The organism is Exiguobacterium sp. RIT452 (genome assembly GCF_003598705.1).
Taxonomy (GTDB): domain Bacteria; phylum Bacillota; class Bacilli; order Exiguobacteriales; family Exiguobacteriaceae; genus Exiguobacterium_A; species Exiguobacterium_A undae.
The window spans coordinates 363,192-382,947 of the sequence record NZ_QXJB01000001.1; the positions used below are offsets into that span (position 1 = coordinate 363,192).

Annotated in this window: 18 protein-coding genes; 14 read left to right on the plus strand and 4 right to left on the minus strand. The window is 49.6% G+C overall.

Annotated features, from left to right (window positions below; genetic code table 11):
- Positions 1-33: 33 nt before the first annotated feature.
- The 8 genes from recA (at position 34) to D3D03_RS01895 (ending at position 9,114) form a co-directional block, all read left to right on the plus strand.
- Positions 34-1,077: a recombinase RecA gene (gene recA, locus D3D03_RS01860; protein WP_026833448.1), complete on the plus strand. Its 1,044-nt coding sequence runs from the start codon at positions 34-36 to the stop codon at positions 1,075-1,077.
- A gap of 194 nt (positions 1,078-1,271) precedes the next feature.
- Positions 1,272-2,834 (plus strand): ribonuclease Y, encoded by a 1,563-nt coding sequence (rny, locus tag D3D03_RS01865; protein WP_026833447.1) that lies wholly within the window; start codon positions 1,272-1,274, stop codon positions 2,832-2,834.
- Positions 2,835-2,884: 50 nt separating this feature from the next.
- A complete protein-coding gene (locus D3D03_RS01870) occupies positions 2,885-3,679 on the plus strand; it encodes a TIGR00282 family metallophosphoesterase (protein ID WP_012369931.1) in 795 nt (264 codons plus the stop codon).
- A 29-nt stretch (positions 3,680-3,708) separates the two neighbouring features.
- Positions 3,709-3,969, plus strand: coding sequence for a stage V sporulation protein S (locus tag D3D03_RS01875; protein WP_026833446.1), 261 nt, complete (start codon positions 3,709-3,711; stop codon positions 3,967-3,969).
- Between the two features lie 181 nt (positions 3,970-4,150).
- A complete protein-coding gene (locus D3D03_RS01880) occupies positions 4,151-5,902 on the plus strand; it encodes a 2-oxoacid:acceptor oxidoreductase subunit alpha (protein WP_026833445.1) in 1,752 nt (583 codons plus the stop codon).
- Positions 5,889-6,755, plus strand: coding sequence for a 2-oxoacid:ferredoxin oxidoreductase subunit beta (locus tag D3D03_RS01885; protein WP_119922550.1), 867 nt, complete (start codon positions 5,889-5,891; stop codon positions 6,753-6,755). Before D3D03_RS01880 ends, D3D03_RS01885 begins: the two co-directional genes overlap by 14 nt.
- 98 nt (positions 6,756-6,853) lie before the next feature.
- Entirely contained in the window at positions 6,854-7,942 is a 1,089-nt protein-coding gene (gene tdh / locus D3D03_RS01890; protein ID WP_119922551.1) for an L-threonine 3-dehydrogenase, read from the plus strand.
- Complete coding sequence (locus tag D3D03_RS01895) at positions 7,942-9,114, plus strand: glycine C-acetyltransferase (protein ID WP_026833442.1); 1,173 nt, start codon at positions 7,942-7,944, stop codon at positions 9,112-9,114. Before tdh ends, D3D03_RS01895 begins: the two co-directional genes overlap by 1 nt.
- An 83-nt stretch (positions 9,115-9,197) precedes the next feature.
- Here the strand turns inward: D3D03_RS01895 and D3D03_RS01900 are convergent, their stop codons facing one another.
- Genes D3D03_RS01900 through D3D03_RS01915 form a run of 4 tightly spaced genes read right to left on the minus strand, consistent with a single transcriptional unit; the run spans position 9,198 to position 13,005 of the window.
- Positions 9,198-9,950, minus strand: coding sequence for an iron ABC transporter ATP-binding protein (locus D3D03_RS01900; protein ID WP_119922552.1), 753 nt, complete (start codon positions 9,948-9,950; stop codon positions 9,198-9,200).
- On the minus strand, positions 9,947-11,002 hold the full coding sequence (locus D3D03_RS01905) for an iron chelate uptake ABC transporter family permease subunit (RefSeq protein WP_369877443.1): 1,056 nt from the start codon (positions 11,000-11,002) through the stop codon (positions 9,947-9,949). Before D3D03_RS01905 ends, D3D03_RS01900 begins: the two co-directional genes overlap by 4 nt.
- An 8-nt stretch (positions 11,003-11,010) precedes the next feature.
- Positions 11,011-12,030, minus strand: a complete 1,020-nt coding sequence (locus D3D03_RS01910; protein WP_119922554.1) for an ABC transporter permease — start codon at positions 12,028-12,030, stop codon at positions 11,011-11,013.
- A complete protein-coding gene (locus D3D03_RS01915; RefSeq protein WP_119923082.1) occupies positions 12,031-13,005 on the minus strand; it encodes a siderophore ABC transporter substrate-binding protein in 975 nt (324 codons plus the stop codon).
- A gap of 452 nt (positions 13,006-13,457) precedes the next feature.
- Here D3D03_RS01915 and D3D03_RS01920 point away from each other — a divergent pair, with 452 nt between their 5' ends.
- The 6 genes from D3D03_RS01920 (at position 13,458) to D3D03_RS01945 (ending at position 19,737) form a co-directional block, all read left to right on the plus strand.
- Positions 13,458-15,095, plus strand: coding sequence for a DUF3153 domain-containing protein (locus D3D03_RS01920; RefSeq protein WP_119922555.1), 1,638 nt, complete (start codon positions 13,458-13,460; stop codon positions 15,093-15,095).
- On the plus strand, positions 15,092-16,549 hold the full coding sequence (locus tag D3D03_RS01925) for a phytoene desaturase family protein (RefSeq protein ID WP_119922556.1): 1,458 nt from the start codon (positions 15,092-15,094) through the stop codon (positions 16,547-16,549). The genes D3D03_RS01920 and D3D03_RS01925 overlap by 4 nt, the downstream gene beginning before the upstream one ends.
- 127 nt (positions 16,550-16,676) lie before the next feature.
- On the plus strand, positions 16,677-16,964 hold the full coding sequence (locus tag D3D03_RS01930) for a hypothetical protein (protein WP_026833435.1): 288 nt from the start codon (positions 16,677-16,679) through the stop codon (positions 16,962-16,964).
- A gap of 115 nt (positions 16,965-17,079) precedes the next feature.
- The gene (locus D3D03_RS01935; RefSeq protein WP_119922557.1) at positions 17,080-18,351 is read left to right on the plus strand and encodes a DUF445 domain-containing protein; all 1,272 of its coding nucleotides are present in this window, start codon (positions 17,080-17,082) and stop codon (positions 18,349-18,351) included.
- Between the two features lie 11 nt (positions 18,352-18,362).
- On the plus strand, positions 18,363-19,184 hold the full coding sequence (locus D3D03_RS01940; protein ID WP_119922558.1) for a DNA-3-methyladenine glycosylase family protein: 822 nt from the start codon (positions 18,363-18,365) through the stop codon (positions 19,182-19,184).
- A gap of 115 nt (positions 19,185-19,299) precedes the next feature.
- Entirely contained in the window at positions 19,300-19,737 is a 438-nt protein-coding gene (locus tag D3D03_RS01945) for a YlbF/YmcA family competence regulator (protein ID WP_026828786.1), read from the plus strand.
- Positions 19,738-19,756: the final 19 nt, after the last annotated feature.

The window sequence follows — 19,756 nt, forward strand, 5'->3', positions numbered from 1 at the left end:
TCTCAGTAAGATAAATAAAAGGAGGCCTGCTACGTGAGTGATCGTAAAGCAGCACTTGAGATGGCGTTACGCCAGATTGAGAAACAATTTGGTAAAGGTTCAATCATGAAACTAGGTGAAAGTGCAGATCAGAGAGTATCGGTGATCTCATCTGGATCTATCACATTAGATATAGCTCTCGGTGCAGGTGGATATCCACGTGGACGGGTAATCGAAGTCTATGGTCCGGAATCTTCGGGTAAGACGACAGTCGCGCTTCACGCGATTGCTGAAGTTCAGAAACAAGGCGGACAAGCAGCTTTCATCGATGCAGAGCACGCACTTGATCCTGCTTATGCCAACAAACTAGGCGTTAACATCGACGAGCTTCTTTTGTCACAACCGGATACAGGAGAGCAGGCGCTTGAAATCGCAGAAGCTCTTGTCCGTTCAGGTGCTGTCGATATTCTAGTCGTCGACTCCGTTGCCGCGCTCGTTCCTAAAGCCGAGATCGAAGGCGAAATGGGTGACTCACACATGGGTCTGCAAGCACGTTTAATGAGTCAGGCACTACGTAAATTGTCTGGTGCTACAAATAAATCAAAAACCATCGTTATCTTCATCAACCAGATTCGTGAGAAGATTGGTGTCATGTTTGGTAACCCGGAAACGACTCCAGGTGGACGTGCGTTGAAATTCTACTCGTCTGTCCGTCTTGAAGTTCGTCGTGCGGAAGCATTGAAAAACGGAACCGATATCGTCGGTAACCGGACGAAACTGAAAGTTGTTAAAAACAAAATTGCGCCGCCGTTCAAACAAGCGGAAGTCGATATCATGTACGGTCAAGGTATCTCGAAATTCGGTGAATTGATCGACATCGGGACAGATCTCGATATCGTTCAAAAAAGCGGAGCATGGTATTCATACAATTCAGAGCGTCTTGGTCAAGGACGTGAGAATGCAAAACAATATATGATTGAGCATCCGGAAGTAGCGAACGAAGTCGAACGCTTAATTCGTGAGCATCATGGTCTTGTGGATCGCAAGGATCCTGTTGATTTCGAAGAAGGTCAAGCAGAAGATATGTTTGCGGAATAAGCGGGAAAAGGAGTGGAATCGATTCAGATTCCGCTCTTTTTTTGTTGAAAAGAGGAAAACATAGGAATTCTTTCCCGCCCGTTCGTTGACAATGAACGAGTGCTATCCTTACAATATAGATGTACGTTTTTTAGACAGCTTCGATGAATAACCGAAATGAACTAAGAAACACCTTGCAAAGGGGAGGTGAACCCATGGGTACAACAACTTGGATTGTCATACTTCTCCTCACATTACTGATCGCATTCATCGTAGGCTACTTCTTGCGGAAATCGATTGCAGAAGCGAAAATTCAAGGCGCGGAAACAGAAGCGACGAAAATCGTGGAACGTGCACAGGTGGCAGCGGAAGCAACGAAAAAAGAAGCATTACTCGAAGCGAAAGATGAAGCCTTTAAACTTCGGACAGAAGTGGAAAAAGAACTTCGTGAACGTCGTCAAGAGCTAACGAAACAAGAAGGACGATTGCTCCAAAAAGAAGAGACGCTCGATCGCCGTGTTGATTCCATCGACCGTAAGGAAGAACAAATCAATACGCGGGATGCAGAGATCGCGAAACGGAAGCATCAAGCTGAAGAGTTAGAACGAAAAGTAGAGGACCTGTATGAACAGGGACGCCAAGAGCTCGTACGTGTTGCGAATCTTTCGCAAGACGAAGCAAGAGCTATCATCATGGATGAGACGAAACAAGCTGCAATGCATGACGCGGCAATTCTTCAAAAAGAAATCGAACAAAAAGCAAAAGAAGAAGCGGACAAAAAAGCACGAAACATTCTTTCACTCGCGATTCAACGGTTCGCCGCAGAACACATCGCGGAGACGACGGTTTCTGTCGTCAACTTGCCGAATGACGAGATGAAGGGTCGGATCATCGGTCGTGAAGGACGAAACATTCGGACACTTGAAACATTGACGGGGATCGATTTAATCATCGATGATACACCGGAAGCGGTTATCTTGTCCGGATTTGATCCAATTCGCCGTGAAGTGGCGAAGATGGCGCTTGAGAAATTGGTCCAAGACGGTCGGATTCACCCGGCTCGGATTGAAGAGATGGTCGACAAGTCCCGCCGAGAAATGGATGAACGGATTCGTGAGATCGGTGAAGAAGCGACGTATGACGTCGGGATTCACGGAATTCACCCGGATCTTGTCAAAATTCTCGGTCGCTTGAAATACCGGACGAGTTACGGTCAAAACGTTCTGTTCCACTCGCTTGAAGTCGCGCATCTTGCCGGCATGATGGCAGCGGAACTTGGAGAAGATGTAACGCTTGCGAAGCGGGCCGGTCTTCTGCACGATATCGGGAAAGCGATTGACCATGAGGTCGAAGGAAGTCACGTTGAGATCGGGGTTGAGCTCGGTACGAAGTACAAAGAGCACCCAACCGTCATCAATGCGATTGCTTCCCACCACGGGGATACAGAAGCGACATCTGTCATTTCTGTTTTGGTCGCAGCAGCGGATGCTTTATCTGCCGCACGCCCAGGTGCACGTCAAGAAACGCTTGAAAGCTACATCCGACGTCTTGAACGTCTGGAAGAAATCTCAGAATCATTTGACGGTGTTGAGAAGTCCTTTGCGATCCAAGCCGGTCGTGAAGTTCGGATCATCGTTCGTCCTGATGTCGTCGACGATGTCCTTGCGCATAAAATGGCAAGCGATATCCGGAAAAAAATCGAAGAAGAACTCGATTATCCGGGTCACATCAAAGTCACGGTCATTCGGGAAACACGGGCAGTCGAATACGCAAAATAAGCAGAGTGGCGGGCGACCGCCACTTTTTTTAATGATTGGAGGAAATTTTTTTGAAAATCTTATTTATTGGTGACGTCGTCGGGGCACCGGGCCGTCATATCCTGCAACAGTTCACAGCACGAATCAAATCGAAGTACAATCCGACGGTTATGCTGGTGAATGGAGAAAATGCCGCACACGGGCGGGGGATCACGAAATCGATTTACCATCAGTTGCTTGAGCTTGGGTTCCACGGCGTCACGATGGGGAACCATACGTTTGATAACCGCGACATCTTTGATTGGATTGATGATGCAGACCGGATTGTTCGTCCTGCCAATTATCCGGAAGGGACACCCGGTCGCGGAATGATGGTCTTAAAAGTCGGCAACAAAAAAATCGCCGTCATCAATGTGCAAGGCACTGTTTTCTTACCACCACTCGGCGATCCATTCCGGACAGTCGATGAATTGATTGCGGAAGTCGAGGGTGAGGTCGATGCAATCTTCGTCGATGTTCATGCGGAAGCGACAAGTGAAAAGATTGCCATGGGCTATCACCTGGCAGGTCGTGTCCAGGCCGTCGTCGGAACACATACACACGTCCAGACGGCAGACGAACGGATTCTCGAAGGTGGAACCGCCTATATCACGGATGTCGGGATGACAGGACCGCTGGACGGTGTCCTCGGTATGCGCAAGGAAGATGTCTTGCGTAAATTCAAAACACAACTCCCAACCCGGTTTGAAGTTGCAGAAGGACGGGAACAGTTAAATGGAGTCTTGATTCATATTGATGATGTATCGAAAAAAGCTACGAAAATTGAACGCATTCATCTAACGGATCAATCGATTTTCTTTGATTGAGTGTTGATTTTTGATTGGGAGGTACGTGCATGGACGTCCTGAAAGTATCAGCTAAATCGAATCCGAATGCGGTCGCAGGGGCGCTTGCGGGTGTACTTCGAGAGAAGGGTTCTGTCGAGATTCAGGCAATCGGTGCAGGTGCACTCAATCAATCCATCAAAGCGGTTGCAATCGCCCGAGGATTTGTCGCACCGGCAGGGATGGACCTGATCTGTATCCCGGCATTTACCGACATCATGATTGATGGGGAAGAACGGACGGCAATCAAACTCATCATTGAACCACGATGATGCATCATTGGACATAGGTCCTACTGTATGTAGACCATTTACTCGTTGGAGTAGATGGTCTTTTTTTTCGCTCGATTCCCTGAAGGAGGATTGTGCAACTATCCGGAAATCGGTATCATGGGGGAGGATAGTGAAGCAGACAGCTTCAATCATTTCAGGGGATCAGAAGGAGCGAACGTCGATGTACAATCAATTGTCATGGAAAGTAGGCGGTCAGCAGGGTGAGGGGATTGAATCGACTGGTGAAATCTTCGCCATTGCCTTGAACCGTCTAGGTTATTACTTATATGGATACCGTCATTTTTCATCGCGGATCAAGGGTGGACATACAAACAATAAAATCCGGGTCGCGACACATGAAGTCCGGACGGTTGCCGATGATTTAGATATCTTGGTCGCGTTTGATCAGGAAACGATCGACGTCAACTTCCATGAGTTACGTCAAGGGGCGATCATCATTGCCGATGCGAAGTTTAATCCGACGAACCCGGATCAGACACGGGCCGTCCTCTATCCGATTCCTTTTACGGAAATTGCGGCAGGACTCGGCACATCCTTGATGAAGAATATGGTCGCAATCGGTGCGTCGAGCGCCATTCTTGGCATTCATCCGGAACGGTTCCAAGCCGTCGTCGAACAGATTTTTGGACGGAAAGGACCGGAGATGGTCGAGAAAAACTTATCGGCGATTCGTGAAGGGGCGGCTGCCTTTGAAGCGATGGCCGGAACGGCGGAACGGTTTATTCTGGATCCTGCCGACGGTCAGCAACGGATGTTCATGATCGGGAACGATGCGATTGCGCTTGGTGCGGTTGCAGGAGGCGCCCGTCTGATGGCGGCATATCCGATCACGCCGTCATCGGAAATCATGGAGTACTTAATCAAAAAATTACCACAATTCGGCGGAACGGTCGTCCAGACGGAAGATGAGCTCGCGGCTGTAACGATGGCAATTGGTGCCAACTACGCCGGTGTCCGTGCCTTGACGGCATCAGCCGGACCGGGTCTGTCTTTGATGGCAGAAGCGATTGGTCTGTCCGGCATGACGGAAACACCACTCGTCATCATTGATACCCAGCGCGGAGGACCGTCAACCGGATTACCGACGAAACAGGAACAGTCGGACTTGATGGCGATGATTTACAGCACCCATGGCGAGATTCCAAAAGTCGTCCTGGCGCCGTCGACCGTCGAAGAAGCCTTTTACGATGCGGCGGAAGCTTTTAACATTGCGGAAGAGTATCAGTGTCCGGTCATTCTCTTGACAGACTTGATGCTGTCGCTTGGAAAACAGTCCGTCGAACCGCTTGATGTCAATCGGGTTGAAATCCGTCGCGGGAAACTGATCTCAGGTGATTTGCCGGAACTCGAGGGCAAAGCGTACTTTAAACGTTATGAAGTCACGGAAGACGGTGTCAGTCCACGTGTCGTTCCGGGAACGAAACACGGAATTCACCACGTGACCGGGGTCGAACATAACGAAGAAGGCCGTCCGTCGGAAGCGACGAAGAACCGGGTCGATCAAATGACGAAACGACTAAGAAAGCTGAACCAGTTCCGGATGAAGGATGCGGTCCTTGTGACAGAACAGCATGCGACACCGGATATTCTGTTTGTCGGCTTCAACTCGACGCGCGGTACGATTGAAGAAGTGATGCCGCGTCTTGAGGAGCAGGGGATTCATGTCGATCATCTCCATATCCGCCAGATGCACCCGTTCCCGAGCGAACTGGTCCGTCCGCATCTCGAACGGGCCAAACAAGTTGTCGTCGTCGAATACAATGCGACGGGACAACTGGCAAAACTGATTCAGATGAACTGTGGTTTTGCGGAAAAAATTGAACACATTCTAAAATTCAACGGCGACCCGTTCTATCCGGCGGAAGTGGTGGAACAAGTCGTCGCAGGAGGGGTTTTCCATGGCAACATTTAAAGATTTCAGAAACGATGTGAAACCCAACTGGTGTCCGGGCTGCGGTGACTTTTCGATTCAGGCGGCCATTCAACGGGCGGTCGCAAACGTCGGACTGGAGCCGGAAGAACTTGCTTTGATTTCCGGCATCGGCTGTTCGGGCCGGATTTCCGGTTACATCAACACTTATGGCTTCCACGGCGTCCATGGTCGCTCGTTACCGATTGCCCAAGGCGTCAAAATGGCGAACCGTGAATTGACGGTCATCGCTTCCGGAGGAGACGGTGACGGGTTTGCGATCGGGATGGGGCATACGATACACGCCTTCAAACGAAATGTCGACATGACGTACATCGTCATGGACAATCAAATCTATGGTTTGACGAAAGGGCAGACGTCACCGACGTCGGCACTTGGCTTCAAGACGAAGTCAACACCAAAAGGATCGATCGAAAAGAGTGTCTCACCGGTCGAACTGGCGCTGACGGCAGGCGCGACGTTTGTCGCCCAGAGTTTTTCGAATGATTTAAAAGGATTGACGAGTCTGATCGAACAGGCGACGAAGCATAAAGGATTTGCCTTCATCAATGTCTTCAGTCCTTGTGTCACGTTTAACAAGGTCAATACGTACGACTGGTTCAAGCAGAACTTGACGAAACTGGACGATCTGGAAAACTATGATGCGACTGATTTGGACATCGCCAAACGAGTGGTCCATGAACATAACGGGCTCGTCATGGGCTTGATTTACCAAGACGATTCGCGTCCGGATTATCAGTCACAAATTGACGGCTATGCCGATCGCGGACTGACTTTTGCAGATCTCGACATGAATGAAGAAACATTTGGTAAACTTGCTGCTGAATTCATGTAAACTAGAGTAGAATGATTGTTTGATGATTTGGGGATGCTCAACACTTGGTCATTACCGATTAGAGAAACAGGTAAGACCCATGAAGGAGTCGGGGAGACATGACAAAATTAGTGACAGCTGTAGAGAATACGACAAAAGTAAAGACGATGCGGGCGCTCGTCAAGGAAGAACGTGGATTTGGTGCGGTCTTAAAAGAAGTAGCCGTTCCAACACCGAATCGGGGCGAAGTGTTGATTCGTGTCGAGGCGACATCGATTTGCGGGACAGACGTCCATATTTATGAATGGGATGCCTGGGCGGCGTCACGCGTCAATCCGCCGTATGTTTTTGGTCATGAGTTTTCAGGTGAAGTCGTTGAACTGGGTGAAGGGACAAAACGCTTGAAACTCGGCGACCGGGTCTCGGCGGAAACACATATCGTTTGTCACCAATGTAAACAATGTCTGCGGGGACAATACCATATCTGTAAAAACACAAAAATCATCGGCGTCGATACGCAAGGCTGTTTCGCCGAGTATGTCGTCATGCCGGAAGAAAACCTCTGGGTCAATCCGGAAGATATGCCGGCCGGCATCGCGTCGATTCAAGAGCCGATGGGCAATGCCGTCCATACGGTTCTCGCCAGTGACGTCAGTGCCAAGACGGTGGCCATCGTCGGTTGCGGTCCAATCGGGTTGATGGCCGTATCCGTCGCGAAAGCGGCGGGGGCGGCAGAAGTCGTGGCGATTGATGTCAATCCATACCGGCTCGAACTCGCGAAGACGATGGGCGCGGATGTCGTCATCGACTCCCGTCATGAAGATGTTCTTGAACGCGTCCGGATGATGACTGACGGTGACGGCATTGATGTCGTCTGCGAAATGAGCGGTCACCCGGTTGCGATCGGTCAAGCATTCGAGATGGTGACGGCAGGCGGGGATGTCAATATCTTGAGTCTGCCGGTCAAACCGGTTGAAATTGATTTGACGAACCATGTCGTCTTTAAAGGAGTCCGAGTTCAAGGGATTACCGGACGGAAGATGTATGAGACATGGAGTCAAGTGTCCGCTTTCTTATCGAGCGGAAAAGTCGATGTAAAGCCGTTGATCACGCACGCGTTACCACTCGAACGGTTTGAAGAAGGATTCGAATTGATGCGACAAGGGAAGTGTGGAAAGGTCGTACTACAACCAAGGGGGACGAATTGATGGGTTTTGAGCATTTACGGACAGAATTAGAAGAGATGAAACAGGCGGGAACGTTCCGCGAACTCGTGGCGCTTGAAAGTGCCCAGCACAACCGGGTGACGGTTGACGGAAAAGAATTGATTCAATTGTCGTCGAACAACTATCTCGGACTCGCGGCGCATCCGCGTCTCGCAAAACGGGCAGCCGACGCGGCACTCGAATTTGGTGCGGGAACCGGTTCGGTCCGGACGATTGCCGGAACACTCGAGATGCACCAAGCCTTCGAGCGGGAACTGGCGACGTTTAAACATACGGAAGCCGCACTTGTCTTCCAGTCGGGCTTCGCAACGAACCTCGGCGTATTATCCGCGTTACTTGGACCGGAAGACGTCGTCATTTCCGATGCGCTGAATCATGCCTCGATCATCGACGGGATTCGTCTGACGAAAGCCAAACGTCGTATTTACAACCACGTGGATCTCGCGGACTTGGAAGCGGCCTTGCAAGAAACACAGGACGCGCGGACACGTCTCGTCGTAACGGACGGCGTCTTCTCGATGGACGGAAACATTGCACCACTTCCGGAAATCGTTGAATTGGCTGAAAAATACGATGCCCTCGTCATGGTCGATGATGCACATGCGTCAGGTGTACTCGGAAAAAGCGGCCGCGGAACCGTCAATCATTTTGGACTCGATGGACGGGTTGCGTTGCAAGTCGGGACGTTATCAAAAGCGATTGGTGTCCTCGGCGGATATGTCGCGTGTGAACAACACGTTAAAGACTATTTGATCCATAAAGGTCGTCCATTCTTGTTCTCGACGTCGCATCCGCCGGCAGTCGTCGAAGCGAACCGGGAAGCACTCCGCGTCATGGAAGAAGAAGGGGAACTGTTTGACCGCCTGTGGGAAAACACGGAGTTCTTCAAACACGGATTACGGGAACTCGGGTTTGATATCGGCACGTCAACGACACCGATTACTCCGGTCATCGTCGGCGACGAAGCGTTATGCCATCAGCTGTCAGACCGTCTGCGTCAACACGGTGTCTTTGCACAAGGCATTGCCTTCCCGACTGTTGCCAAAGGCAAAGCACGTGTCCGGACAATCGTCACAGCGGAACATACACGAGAAGACTTGGAGCAAGCGCTCGAAGCGTTTAAACAAGTGGGTCAAGAATTGAAATTGATTTAACAAAAGGGACAAAACGATAAAAGGGACGGCACATCTTCCGATGCGCCGTCCCTTTTTTAATGTTCTTCACTCATGGCGTTCGATTAATAAACAGCAATCGGTCCATAGGGTCCGTCGATGATTTCCAGCGGGGTCTCGAAGATATCCGAAAGCGTTTCGGCGACCATGATTTCTTTGACCGTACCAAAGGCAGCGACTTGTCCGTCTTTCATGGCACAGATGTGGTCCGAGTATTTAGCTGCAAAATTGATATCATGTAAAACTGTGACGATTGTCCGTCCGAATACATCCGCGACATGACGAAGGTAGCCCATCATTTGGACGGATCGGGCGATGTCGAGGTTATTGAGCGGTTCATCAAGTAAGACATATTCCGTTTCCTGACAAAGCACCATCGCAACGTAGGCACGTTGCCGCTGACCGCCGGAAAGCTCGTCGAGATAACGATGCTCGAGCGGTGTCAAATCGAGAAAATCGATGTACTTTGAAGTGATGGCTTCGTCTTCCGGTGTCAGTCGCCCTTTGGAGTAAGGGAAGCGGCCGAATCCGACCAATTGACGGACGGTCAACCGGGTTACAAAATGATTTTCTTGACGCAGAATCGTAATGATTTTTGCCAAATCCTTGGATTTCGTGCTCGATACGTCCAGACCTGCGACCTCGATGTGCCCTTCGTCGAGATGCAACAGACGACCAATCATCATCAGTGTCGTTGATTTACCCGCGCCGTTTGGTCCGATGAGGGCAGTGAGACCGGCCTTTGGCAGCTCGAGCTGGATAGGACCGATTTGAACATGATCGCTATATGATTTCTTGACTTGATCTAATTTAATCATAGGGACCTCTTTCTTAATAACACCGCGAGGAAAATCACACCACCAAACAGTTCGATGATGACGGAGACCACGCTCGGTGCATTGAAAATATGATACATGAAGAAATAGGCGCTTGTCAGAACGAGAAAACCAATGGAAAACGCCATCGGCAGGACATACTTATGATCGTACGTTGAAGCGACCTGATAACTCAGTGTTGCGACTAAAAATCCGAAAAACGTCAACGGTCCGATCAATGCCGTCGACATGGACATGAGCAGAGAAATGAGAATGAGGATATAGATGACGCTGCGGCGGTGATTCACGCCGAACGATGTAGCGACATCCTTTCCGAGTGCGATGACATTGAGGCGATTAGCCGACAAGAATAACAAGATGCTGACGACGATGATGATGGGAATCACGATCGGAAAATAAGCCGCATCCGCATTCGTCACAGAACCAAACAGCCGGGCTTGCAGGATGTCGAACTCAGATGGCGCAAGCATCCGTCGCATGAACGTCGAAAGCGAATTGAGTCCGGTGCCCATGATGATGCCGATTAAGAGCATGAGCTGCAAATTCGCGTATTTTCCGGATAACAGCCAGCCGTACAACAGTAAACTCATGCCTAACATGATAATGACTTGTGTGAAGAAGGCTCCTGTCCCTGTGAAACCAATCAATGCACCGGCACCGAAGAAGAAGATCATCGACGTTTGGATCGTTGCATACAGTGCGTCGAATCCAAGGAGTGACGGGGTGATGATTCGGTTATTCGTCACCGAGTGAAAAGCGACGGTAGCGAGACTTTGACAAAGCGCCGCAATGGCCATCGTCACAATCGCTGTGATCCGGCGTTCGACGACCGGCCAGAAGGAAGGGGACTGAACCGGAACCGGATTGTTGTAGACGAGGAGACCAAATGAACAGAATAGTCCACCCAGGAGAAAAAGACAAAGCAAGATCCAGTAACGCCGTTCGAGTTGTTTGGATTGGAAGGCCGAAGTGTCCCGATCACGTGTATGAGACGTCGTCAGTTCATGTGTATAGGTTTTAGATGTTGGATCCATGAGGGAACTCATCGCACGCCTCCTCTTGTTCGTTGTCGTAATAAAATGATGATGAAGACAGCCGCACCAACCGTGCCGAGAATAAGTGAAACGGGTAATTCGAACGGTTGAATGATCGTCCGCGATATCAAATCACTGACGAGGATCTTTCCCATCCCGATGACACATACCCACGGCAAGTTACTTCGAAGATCGTCGCCGCGAATCATGGAGACGAGATTAGGCACAATCAGACCAAGAAACGGTAAATTTCCGATCACCGTTGCGACGATTCCGACTGACAAGGCAATTAATCCGGTAGCAATCATCATGAGACGGTTGTAATTGATACCGAGGCTCGTGGCGATATCTTCTCCGAGACCGACTACAGTCAACCGGTTGGCCAGAAAGAAGATGCAAATGGTGACACCGATGATAATCCATAAGTATTCGTAACGACCGATTTGAATCGACGCAAATGAGCCCACAAACCATCCTTCAAGTGCTTGACTTGCCCGGAAAAACAATCCAAGAAATGTCGAGATGGCAGAAATGACAGCACCGAGCATAAGACCGATGATCGGAACAATCAGTGAAGAGCGTAATTTAACCGATCGCAAAAACCAGAAGAACACCATCGTTCCGATGAACGCAAAGATGATGGCACCCGTCATGCGCATCATGAGCGTGGGAGCGGGTACCAGCAGATAAACGGTCAAAAGACCAAGTCCTGCCCATTCGATGGTGCCTGTTGTCGTCGGTTCCACGAGACGGTTTTGTGTAATGAGTTGCATGACGAGCCCGGCCATCGCCATGGCTGCGCCTGTCAGCATGAGCGCTAAGGTTCTCGGGACCCGTGTAATCCAAAACATATCAAAATCATTTGCCTGTTTGCCTAGTTCGTACACGCCGGTAAATAAAGAGGTGACAGCAAGGAGGAAAATGATCAGCAACGCTATGATAAACGACGGGGTCCAAACGGCAGAAAAGGAAGGTCGAGCGTTCGGCTCAACTCTTCCATTTACTTGTTGCGGCTGCCTCTGTTCCATTTACTTCACAAGCGCTTCCGACATACTTTGGAAAAACTCCGAATAGGTCTGAATCGATTCATTTAAATACATGTCTTTTGGCGTATAGACGATATGATCTTGTTTGACTGCCGTCGTTTTTTGAAGAGCGGGTGCTTGATCAATGACGTCTTCCGCCGGAACCGCACCTTCCGCGTCACCAAGCGGCGCATCCCGGTCTAACACGAACAACCAGTCCGGATTACTTTGCGCAATGGCTTCAACGGAAACTTCATCTCCTTGATCGTTTCCTGACTTCTTGTTGACCTCGAGAGCCGGTTTCCACCCGAATATGTCATACATCGGTCCGAAGACGCGGCCGCTCATCGGGGCTGAGAAGCCGATATCTCCTCCTGAGACGATGACCGACATGATGCTGTCGTTTCCGTTATATGATTTTTTGACGTCTGCAATTGACTGTTCGAATGTCGTGACGAGTTGTTGTGCTTCTTGTTCTTTGGCAAAGATTTGACCAAGCGTTTGTGTCGTATCTTCAAGTCCCTTGACTAACAGTTCACCTGGAGTACCGGAATCCTCAGGCAGCTCGACATCCAGATCGACGACAGCTGCTTGCGGCACTAGCTTCTTGATGTCGTCATAGTAATCGGCAAAACGTTGACCGACAATGACGACATCCGGATCAACACCAGCGATGGCTTCCAAGTTAGGTTCGAAATGCATCCCGACGTCGACGATGTCTTTGTCTTTTGCATACGGGGATTCAGCCGGTAACAAGCCGACAGGAGCAGCCGCGAGCTCGACATCCCATGCGGCAAGCGTCTCAAACGTTCGGTTATCGAGGGCGACCACTTTCTCCGGATTGACAGGTACTTTGATCGTACCGTGCGCATCCGTGATTTCTACCATTTTAGATGTTTTTGTTTCTCCGTCTGCTGTCGTGTTGGCTTCGTTTGCAGTTCCACATGCCGCGAGTAAAACGGCAAGCGAACTCATCATAACGGATGTCTTTAATGTTCCCACTATCCTTCATCTCCTTTTTTTGTTGACAATCCCTCATCTCAATTCATCTGTTTCTGTATGTAGTCTGAATCCGAGTGCAGGTATTAATGATAATGATTATCATTGTCATCTTCAAGGGAAATAATAGCAAACACCATTCGAATATGCAACGACAATTTTATTTTTACGAAGATCCACTTTTTTTATTTCTATAAACTATATAAAAATAAAAAAAGACTGATTAGTGATTAGTTGTAGTGACTTGATAAGGGCGTTAATAAAGGAAAATTGCTTTCAAATTAAAAATGATTTGATTTATTAAAAAATCATTTTTAGGGGAATGAGCAAACTGTTACATTTTCTTAGACAATTTGATTAGCCGGCGTAATCAATTGTAAGATAGGGAAAAGATGACAAGAACAAGACAGAGAGAAAGGACGTGTGACGGTTTGATCAGGATGAGAAAAAAACTAATTGTACTGTCGTTCGTCTTAATGGCAATGGTGCTTGGGGGATGTATCCGAATCCAATACGATGCGACCGTCCATACGGATCAAAGCGTGACCTTAAAAACGACGTATGCGGCAAAAGAACATCCCGTGGCGCGGTTACTTAACTTAAATCCGGATTGGAAGACGTACGTCAAGCAGGCAGAACAGAATGGTTACGCCGCCGAGACGTTCCAGACGGACGATGATTACGAAGGCATCAAGATGGAAAAGAAATTTGCCAAGTTCGAGGATTTAGCGACCATCAAAGACGAATGGAAAACCGGGATCGGCGGAATTTTGATTCCACCGGATACGACATATGAGGTCAAGACGGAAAAAGGATTTTGGTTTAATACGTATCGTTTGGATACAAACATTGATTTGAGTATCGACCGGCTGAATATCAAAGGGTATCAACCGACCGGTCAAGTGAAGAAGTTAGCCGACCGGTATATTCGTCAGGCAGATATCGAAATCAATTTACATGGTCCAGAAGTGATTGGTCTGCAAAATGGCGAGAAAATTGACTGGGCCAATCATAATAATGTCTCATGGAAATTGTACGGGACAAAAGCCAATCAACTGCAACTGATCGCCTATGTTCCGAATCCGACCGGTTGGATCATTACCGGTGTTGTTTTGTTGATTGGTCTCGGGTTGTTAATTTTCTGGATTGTGCATCATGTTCGGAAATTACGACGGAAACAGTTTAAGACGATTGGTCTTTCACTGGTCATTTGTCTCATCGTCGGCGGTGCAGCGTGGTTGATTTTTGCGGATGAGACGTCCAGTGCGCCACCACCGACCAAACAGATTGTGACGAAACAGGTTGGAGAAATTACACCGACCTTCATGGTACACGGGCTGTTCGGGACGGAACGGACGTTTTTGCCGATGATCAAAAATTTCACCGACAAGAAATTGGCAGATGACGGGGGACGGTGTGATGTCTCACGAAACGGAAAAGTCGCATGCAGCGTCAACCCTTCGACGACCGGGTATCCACTTGTACGAATTGTGTTTGAAGACGATGAAGCGAGTCTCGTCAATCAGCAGAAATGGCTCAATGCCGCTGTCGAACAATATGACCGGCAACAACAGGCGACGTTTACCGACATTCAGCTGGTCGGGCACAGCATGGGGGGAGTCGACGTCGTCGCCTACACGTTAAAAGAAGATATTCCGTACAACGTTCGAAAACTTGTGACGCTTGATGCACCGATCAGCGGATCGGATTATGCGACACTCGGCTTGACTCTCGCGCCATTCGGAACGAATACGAACAGTCCGGCAATTCAGGATTTGGCGGAAAATTCGGCGGCAATGAAAAATTTGAAGGACCGGCTCGAGACCTGGCCGCGTGACGTCCTTGTATATTCATTCGGGGCAAAAGGCGGCGATTTCAACCTGATTCCGCTGAAAAGTTCGTTTGCGCTTGAGGCCTATACGGATAACATCGAGACGAAATCTTACAAATACGATCACTTTACGATTCACCGTCGGGAGAAGGTCTTCCGTGAAGTCCGTAATTTTTTGTTTAAAGAAAACTTAATCCCGGAAAAAGAAAATCTGGACACGGAGGAGGAGTCTTCATGAAGCGGATTGTGATCATTGGTGGTGGGATTGCCGGCGTGACAGCGGCAGCTTTGTTGGCACGGGAAGGGCATGATGTGACGCTGTGCGAAGGGAGCCGTGAATGGGGCGGCTCCGCCGGCAAGTTCACCCGGAAGGATTTCACCTATCCGGTCGGAGCGACACTTGGCATGGGATTTGAGCCCGGTGGCATCCACGACCGGGTGCTGCGTCATCTGCAGCTGGAACAACCTGTCGAGTTACTCGATACCGTCATGGCGATCAAACTCGAAGGACGGACGATTCTGTATTACCGTGATCGGACCCGTTTCATCGCGCATTTGAAAGAGCAGTTCAAACCAAAAGCCGATGCGATCCAATCATTTTTTAACGAAATCGATAAGATTCAGCACCATGTAAGACCATTGATGGAGGCATTGCCGGCATTGCCGGTCAAGACGTTGTCCGACGCCCGGATGATTATGAAAGAAGCACCGTCGAGCCTTCCGCTGATGCGATACTTGACGCGGACGATCGGTGACCTCTTGCGACACCATCAGCTTGACGGGACAACGTTCGCCCAACTGATTGACGGAATTTTACTCGACAGCATGCAAACCGGGACGGAAGCTTCGGCGTTGCTTGGTGCCGTTGCGCTGTCGATTTATCATGATGGCGCTTATTATGTACCGGGCGGATTGTATCAAGTCGCTGAACGACTGAAGACTTCTGCTGAACAGGACGGCGCGACCATCCTGCTTGGCCGGAAAATCATCTCCGTCCGTCAAACGGCGGATGGGTTTTTACTCGAAGACCGCCGCGGACGCCTGCTTCTTGCGGACGAAGTCATCGGCGCCTTACCGATCGAAGCGATGCAAGAGCTGGTCGGACCTTCCTTGCAACCGACGTTGCGTCGGACGTATAAACGACAGGCAGCCTTGTCCCAGTGGGCGACGTTTACGTATTATGCGGCTTTACCCGAGACGATCATCCAAGACGATTTGGCTTTTCGCCAAATTCACGATCCGATCCTTCCATCCGGTCATGCCTTCATTTCCTTGTCGCAAGCAGGCGATCTGAACCGGGCGCCGGCAGGATGCCGGACGTTGACGATGTCCTGTCACATTCCGCTTGGTCAGTTCGAACGCAAGGACAAAGAGCGTTATGCTCAACAAATTGCCTCGATGCAGGACAAGTTCGAGACGATTCTTGAGCGCGAGTTTCCCGGATTTCGGGAGCATGCGATCGAGCGGCATCCGGGAGGACCGGGTGCCTGGGTCCGCTATACATCGCGTCCGGACGGCGGTGTCGGAGGTTATCCCCAGCTGCCGTCGACCAGTCTGTTCCGGGCGGCTTCGTTTCGGACCGGTGTCCCCGGTCTTTACATTATCGGGGATACAGTCTTTCCGGGAGCCGGAACGATCGGTGCGACGACATCAGCAATTCATGTCGCGCGTCAGTTCGGAGTCAGCATCTGACAGAGAGTTTGGGAAATGATGAAAGAAGCGGCCGGATGGTCGCTTTTTTTTAAGAACAGGATTATGATTGATGCGAGACGGGAAGTAGATAATCATGAGCAGAAAAAGAGAGAAGGAGTGAACGAGATTGAATCAGTTTGAGGACAAGTGCCAACATTTTATTCAAGAACGGCGACCGGAAGTCGGTCCGTTGGTTTTCACGAACGCTCGCACATTTATCAATGCCCGCGGATTAAGCGTTTATGAACGGATTTACCAAGGGAAAGAAGAAGTCCGGTTGGCGTTTGTGGAACAAACGGCAGGACATCAAATCGTCTCCTTGATGGAGAACACATTCGGAAACGGACTCGTCTATTTCGTTTCGACAGCCACCGCGACATGGGACGGCGAAAATTTTGGGGAATTTACGTTTTAACTACATAATGAGTCCCAGTCCGGAAGAGGCTGGGACTCTTTCATGTCGAAACTTGTACCGGTCTTTGAACGTATACCATGTATGAGGAAAAATGCAGCGAGAAGGAGGAACCATCTTGCAAGAACACGCACAAACACCGAAGTCATCGACACGCCGCCTGGCGACGGTGTCGCTGATTTTTATGGCCGTCGGCTTCATTGCCTCGTTGCCGTTTAAAGAAAACGATTGGGTCTTTTGGTTGCAAAGCGGATTTGAAGCCGGTCTGGTCGGCGGAATCGCCGATTGGTTCGCCATCACGGCGTTGTTCCGTCATCCGCTCGGATTAAAGATTCCGCATACAAATCTGTTGCCGAAAAACCGGGAACGGGTCATCGAGTCGATCGTTCAGATGCTTGAGAAAGATTTGCTGAATAAAGAAAGTATCGTCGAAAAGTTGCGGCATATGACACTTGCCGATCGCTTCATCAAATTGCTTCGTTCAATCGTCCTGTTGCCGGCGTTTCGTTCGACGGTCACGGAGTTGTTGACCGGTATTTTGCATAAACTTCCGCGGGAGGCGATTTTAAAGGTCGTTGATGAGCGGATTTCCGATACCGTCAAAGCCTATCCGTCCAAACGCTTGGCTGAACGATTGATGGAGTTGAATGACGAACGGCGTCTCGATGAGTTGGCGATTGACCAGTTGCTCGGATATGGTCAACGCTTGCTGGAAGACCCCGTCATTCGCGATCAGATTGGTCGTCTCGCTTATCACGCGATGATTGATCAGGAGAAAAATACCTTTTTACGGGTCACGGCGAAAACCGTTCAAAAAGTCTATTCGGAAGAACGGTTAAGTCTCGTCATTCAATCGGTCCTGCTCAGTGTGATTCAAGATATGAAACAGGTCCATCACCCGAACCGTCTGGCGATTCTTGACCATCTGCGCCGCAACCTGGCCCAGTTGACTCAGGATGAGGAACGTCTCGCGAAAATCGACCACTGGAAAGCAACGGAAGTGGACCGCTTTGATCTCCAACCGGTCTTGGACCGCGCGTACACCGCGGGCGTCGAGGAATTGAAGACGTATCTGGCATCTGATTCGTTCTGGGAGAACCGAGCTTTGCCGCTGATGAACCAAGCACTCGACGAATGGGATCAGCATCCGACGTTCAAAGAAGAAAGCGACCGGTGGATGAAAGATCAACTCGTCCGGTTTGTCGATCAAAATCACCAAAAGATTGGTGGACTGGTCCGCGAAAACTTGAATCGGTTTGATACCGAAACATTGATTCATATGATTGAAGATAAAGTCGGGAACGACTTGCAATGGATCCGGGTCAATGGCGCGATTTGCGGCTTCTTCATCGGGCTGATTCTCGGTGGAATCAAATTATTCGTAGGATGAGGAGAGATAACATGTGGCAAGAGGAATTGCTTCTAAAGGACGACTATGACTTTGACGGTATCCGGAGACGACTGCAGGGCGATCGGCTCCAAGTCGAACGGAACGATCAGCTGCTCGTACCGATTCTGTTGCCGGAAGGAAAGTTCGTCGGTCGGATTGAGGCGCCCGAGCGTCGCGTGATCCTCTTGTCCGGTGAAGGACCACAACAGCCGATGGTGCACCAGTTGCGCCATCGATTTCGTCTGGATACACCGAACCCGAGTCGTGGTTTAGCCGGGACATCACTTGACGGAATTGTAACAACGTTTGGGGCCGAACGGCTTGTGCTCGATATTAATCCCTTCACTGCCTTGATTCGGTCCATCATTCACCAACAAATCAATCTGTCCTTTGCACAAGTCTTGATGGAACGAGTTTGCCGGACGTTCGGAACGGAGCAGGACGGAATCATTTTTCCACCGACGGCTGAAGCATTACGAGACCTCGAACCGGAGCAACTCCGAACACTTCAACTGTCCGGAAGAAAGGTCGATTATCTGCTCGGTGCCGCCCGGGCCTCAATTGATTTTGAACAGTTGATGACAGCGCCGGATGCGACGATTGCCGAAACGTTGATCGCCTTAAAAGGGGTCGGTCCATGGACAGTGCAAAACGTTTTGATGTTCGGCTATGGACGGGAAGATTTGTTTCCGGCGTCCGACATCGGCATTTTACGGGCGTTTGAACGGCTGCTTGGCAGTCGTCCGACCGTCGACGAAGCCGTCCTGTTGGCGGAGGAATTTGCACCGTACCGCAGTCACGCCGCTTATTTATTATGGCGATCGATTGAATAAGGAACTATTCTTGTCACCCCTTGAAGAGAACGGTATAATGAATGCGATAAGAACGAGTCATCGTTCGTAGACATGATAAGCGTAGCGGGATCACCGCTTCCGATAGAGGGGACGAATGTTTATGTATACAGATGAACAAATCATCGAAAAGGCAAATGAAATCGCGAAAATGATTTCTGAGACGTCAGAGGTGGAACGGTTTAAAGCCGCTGAAGCCAACATCAATGGAAACGAAAAAGTCCAAAAGATGATGAAACAAATCAAGTTCCTGCAAAAAGAAGCAGTTAACTGCCAACATTACGGCAAGACGGAAGCATTAGCACGTGTCGAAGCAAAACTGGATAAATTATTTGCAGAACTCGATGAGATGCCGGTCGTTCAACAATTCCAAGAGTCACAGGAAGAAGTGAACGGTCTCTTGCAATATGTCACCGTGACGATCTCAAACGGGATCACGGATCAAATCATCGAAGCAACAGACGGTGATGTGCTGGCGGGGAAAACAGGCAGTGGCATGGAAGCAGAAAATAAAAGCGGCGGTTGCGGCTATTAATCAATGAACTGAATTGGAA

Excerpts from the sequence above, each read along its gene's own strand:
- D3D03_RS01940 (WP_119922558.1), top strand. The coding sequence starts at position 18,363 with ATGTGGCAAGAGGAATTGCTTCTAAAGGACGACTATGACTTTGACGGT.
- D3D03_RS01900 (WP_119922552.1), bottom strand. The coding sequence starts at position 9,950 with ATGATTAAATTAGATCAAGTCAAGAAATCATATAGCGATCATGTTCAA.
- rny (WP_026833447.1), top strand. The coding sequence starts at position 1,272 with ATGGGTACAACAACTTGGATTGTCATACTTCTCCTCACATTACTGATC.
- D3D03_RS01910 (WP_119922554.1), bottom strand. The coding sequence starts at position 12,030 with ATGGAACAGAGGCAGCCGCAACAAGTAAATGGAAGAGTTGAGCCGAAC.
- D3D03_RS01880 (WP_026833445.1), top strand. The coding sequence starts at position 4,151 with ATGTACAATCAATTGTCATGGAAAGTAGGCGGTCAGCAGGGTGAGGGG.
- D3D03_RS01945 (WP_026828786.1), top strand. The coding sequence starts at position 19,300 with ATGTTTATGTATACAGATGAACAAATCATCGAAAAGGCAAATGAAATC.
- D3D03_RS01885 (WP_119922550.1), top strand. The coding sequence starts at position 5,889 with ATGGCAACATTTAAAGATTTCAGAAACGATGTGAAACCCAACTGGTGT.
- tdh (WP_119922551.1), top strand. The coding sequence starts at position 6,854 with ATGACAAAATTAGTGACAGCTGTAGAGAATACGACAAAAGTAAAGACG.
- D3D03_RS01905 (WP_369877443.1), bottom strand. The coding sequence starts at position 11,002 with ATGGATCCAACATCTAAAACCTATACACATGAACTGACGACGTCTCAT.
- D3D03_RS01895 (WP_026833442.1), top strand. The coding sequence starts at position 7,942 with ATGGGTTTTGAGCATTTACGGACAGAATTAGAAGAGATGAAACAGGCG.
- D3D03_RS01925 (WP_119922556.1), top strand. The coding sequence starts at position 15,092 with ATGAAGCGGATTGTGATCATTGGTGGTGGGATTGCCGGCGTGACAGCG.
- D3D03_RS01915 (WP_119923082.1), bottom strand. The coding sequence starts at position 13,005 with ATGATGAGTTCGCTTGCCGTTTTACTCGCGGCATGTGGAACTGCAAAC.
- D3D03_RS01875 (WP_026833446.1), top strand. The coding sequence starts at position 3,709 with ATGGACGTCCTGAAAGTATCAGCTAAATCGAATCCGAATGCGGTCGCA.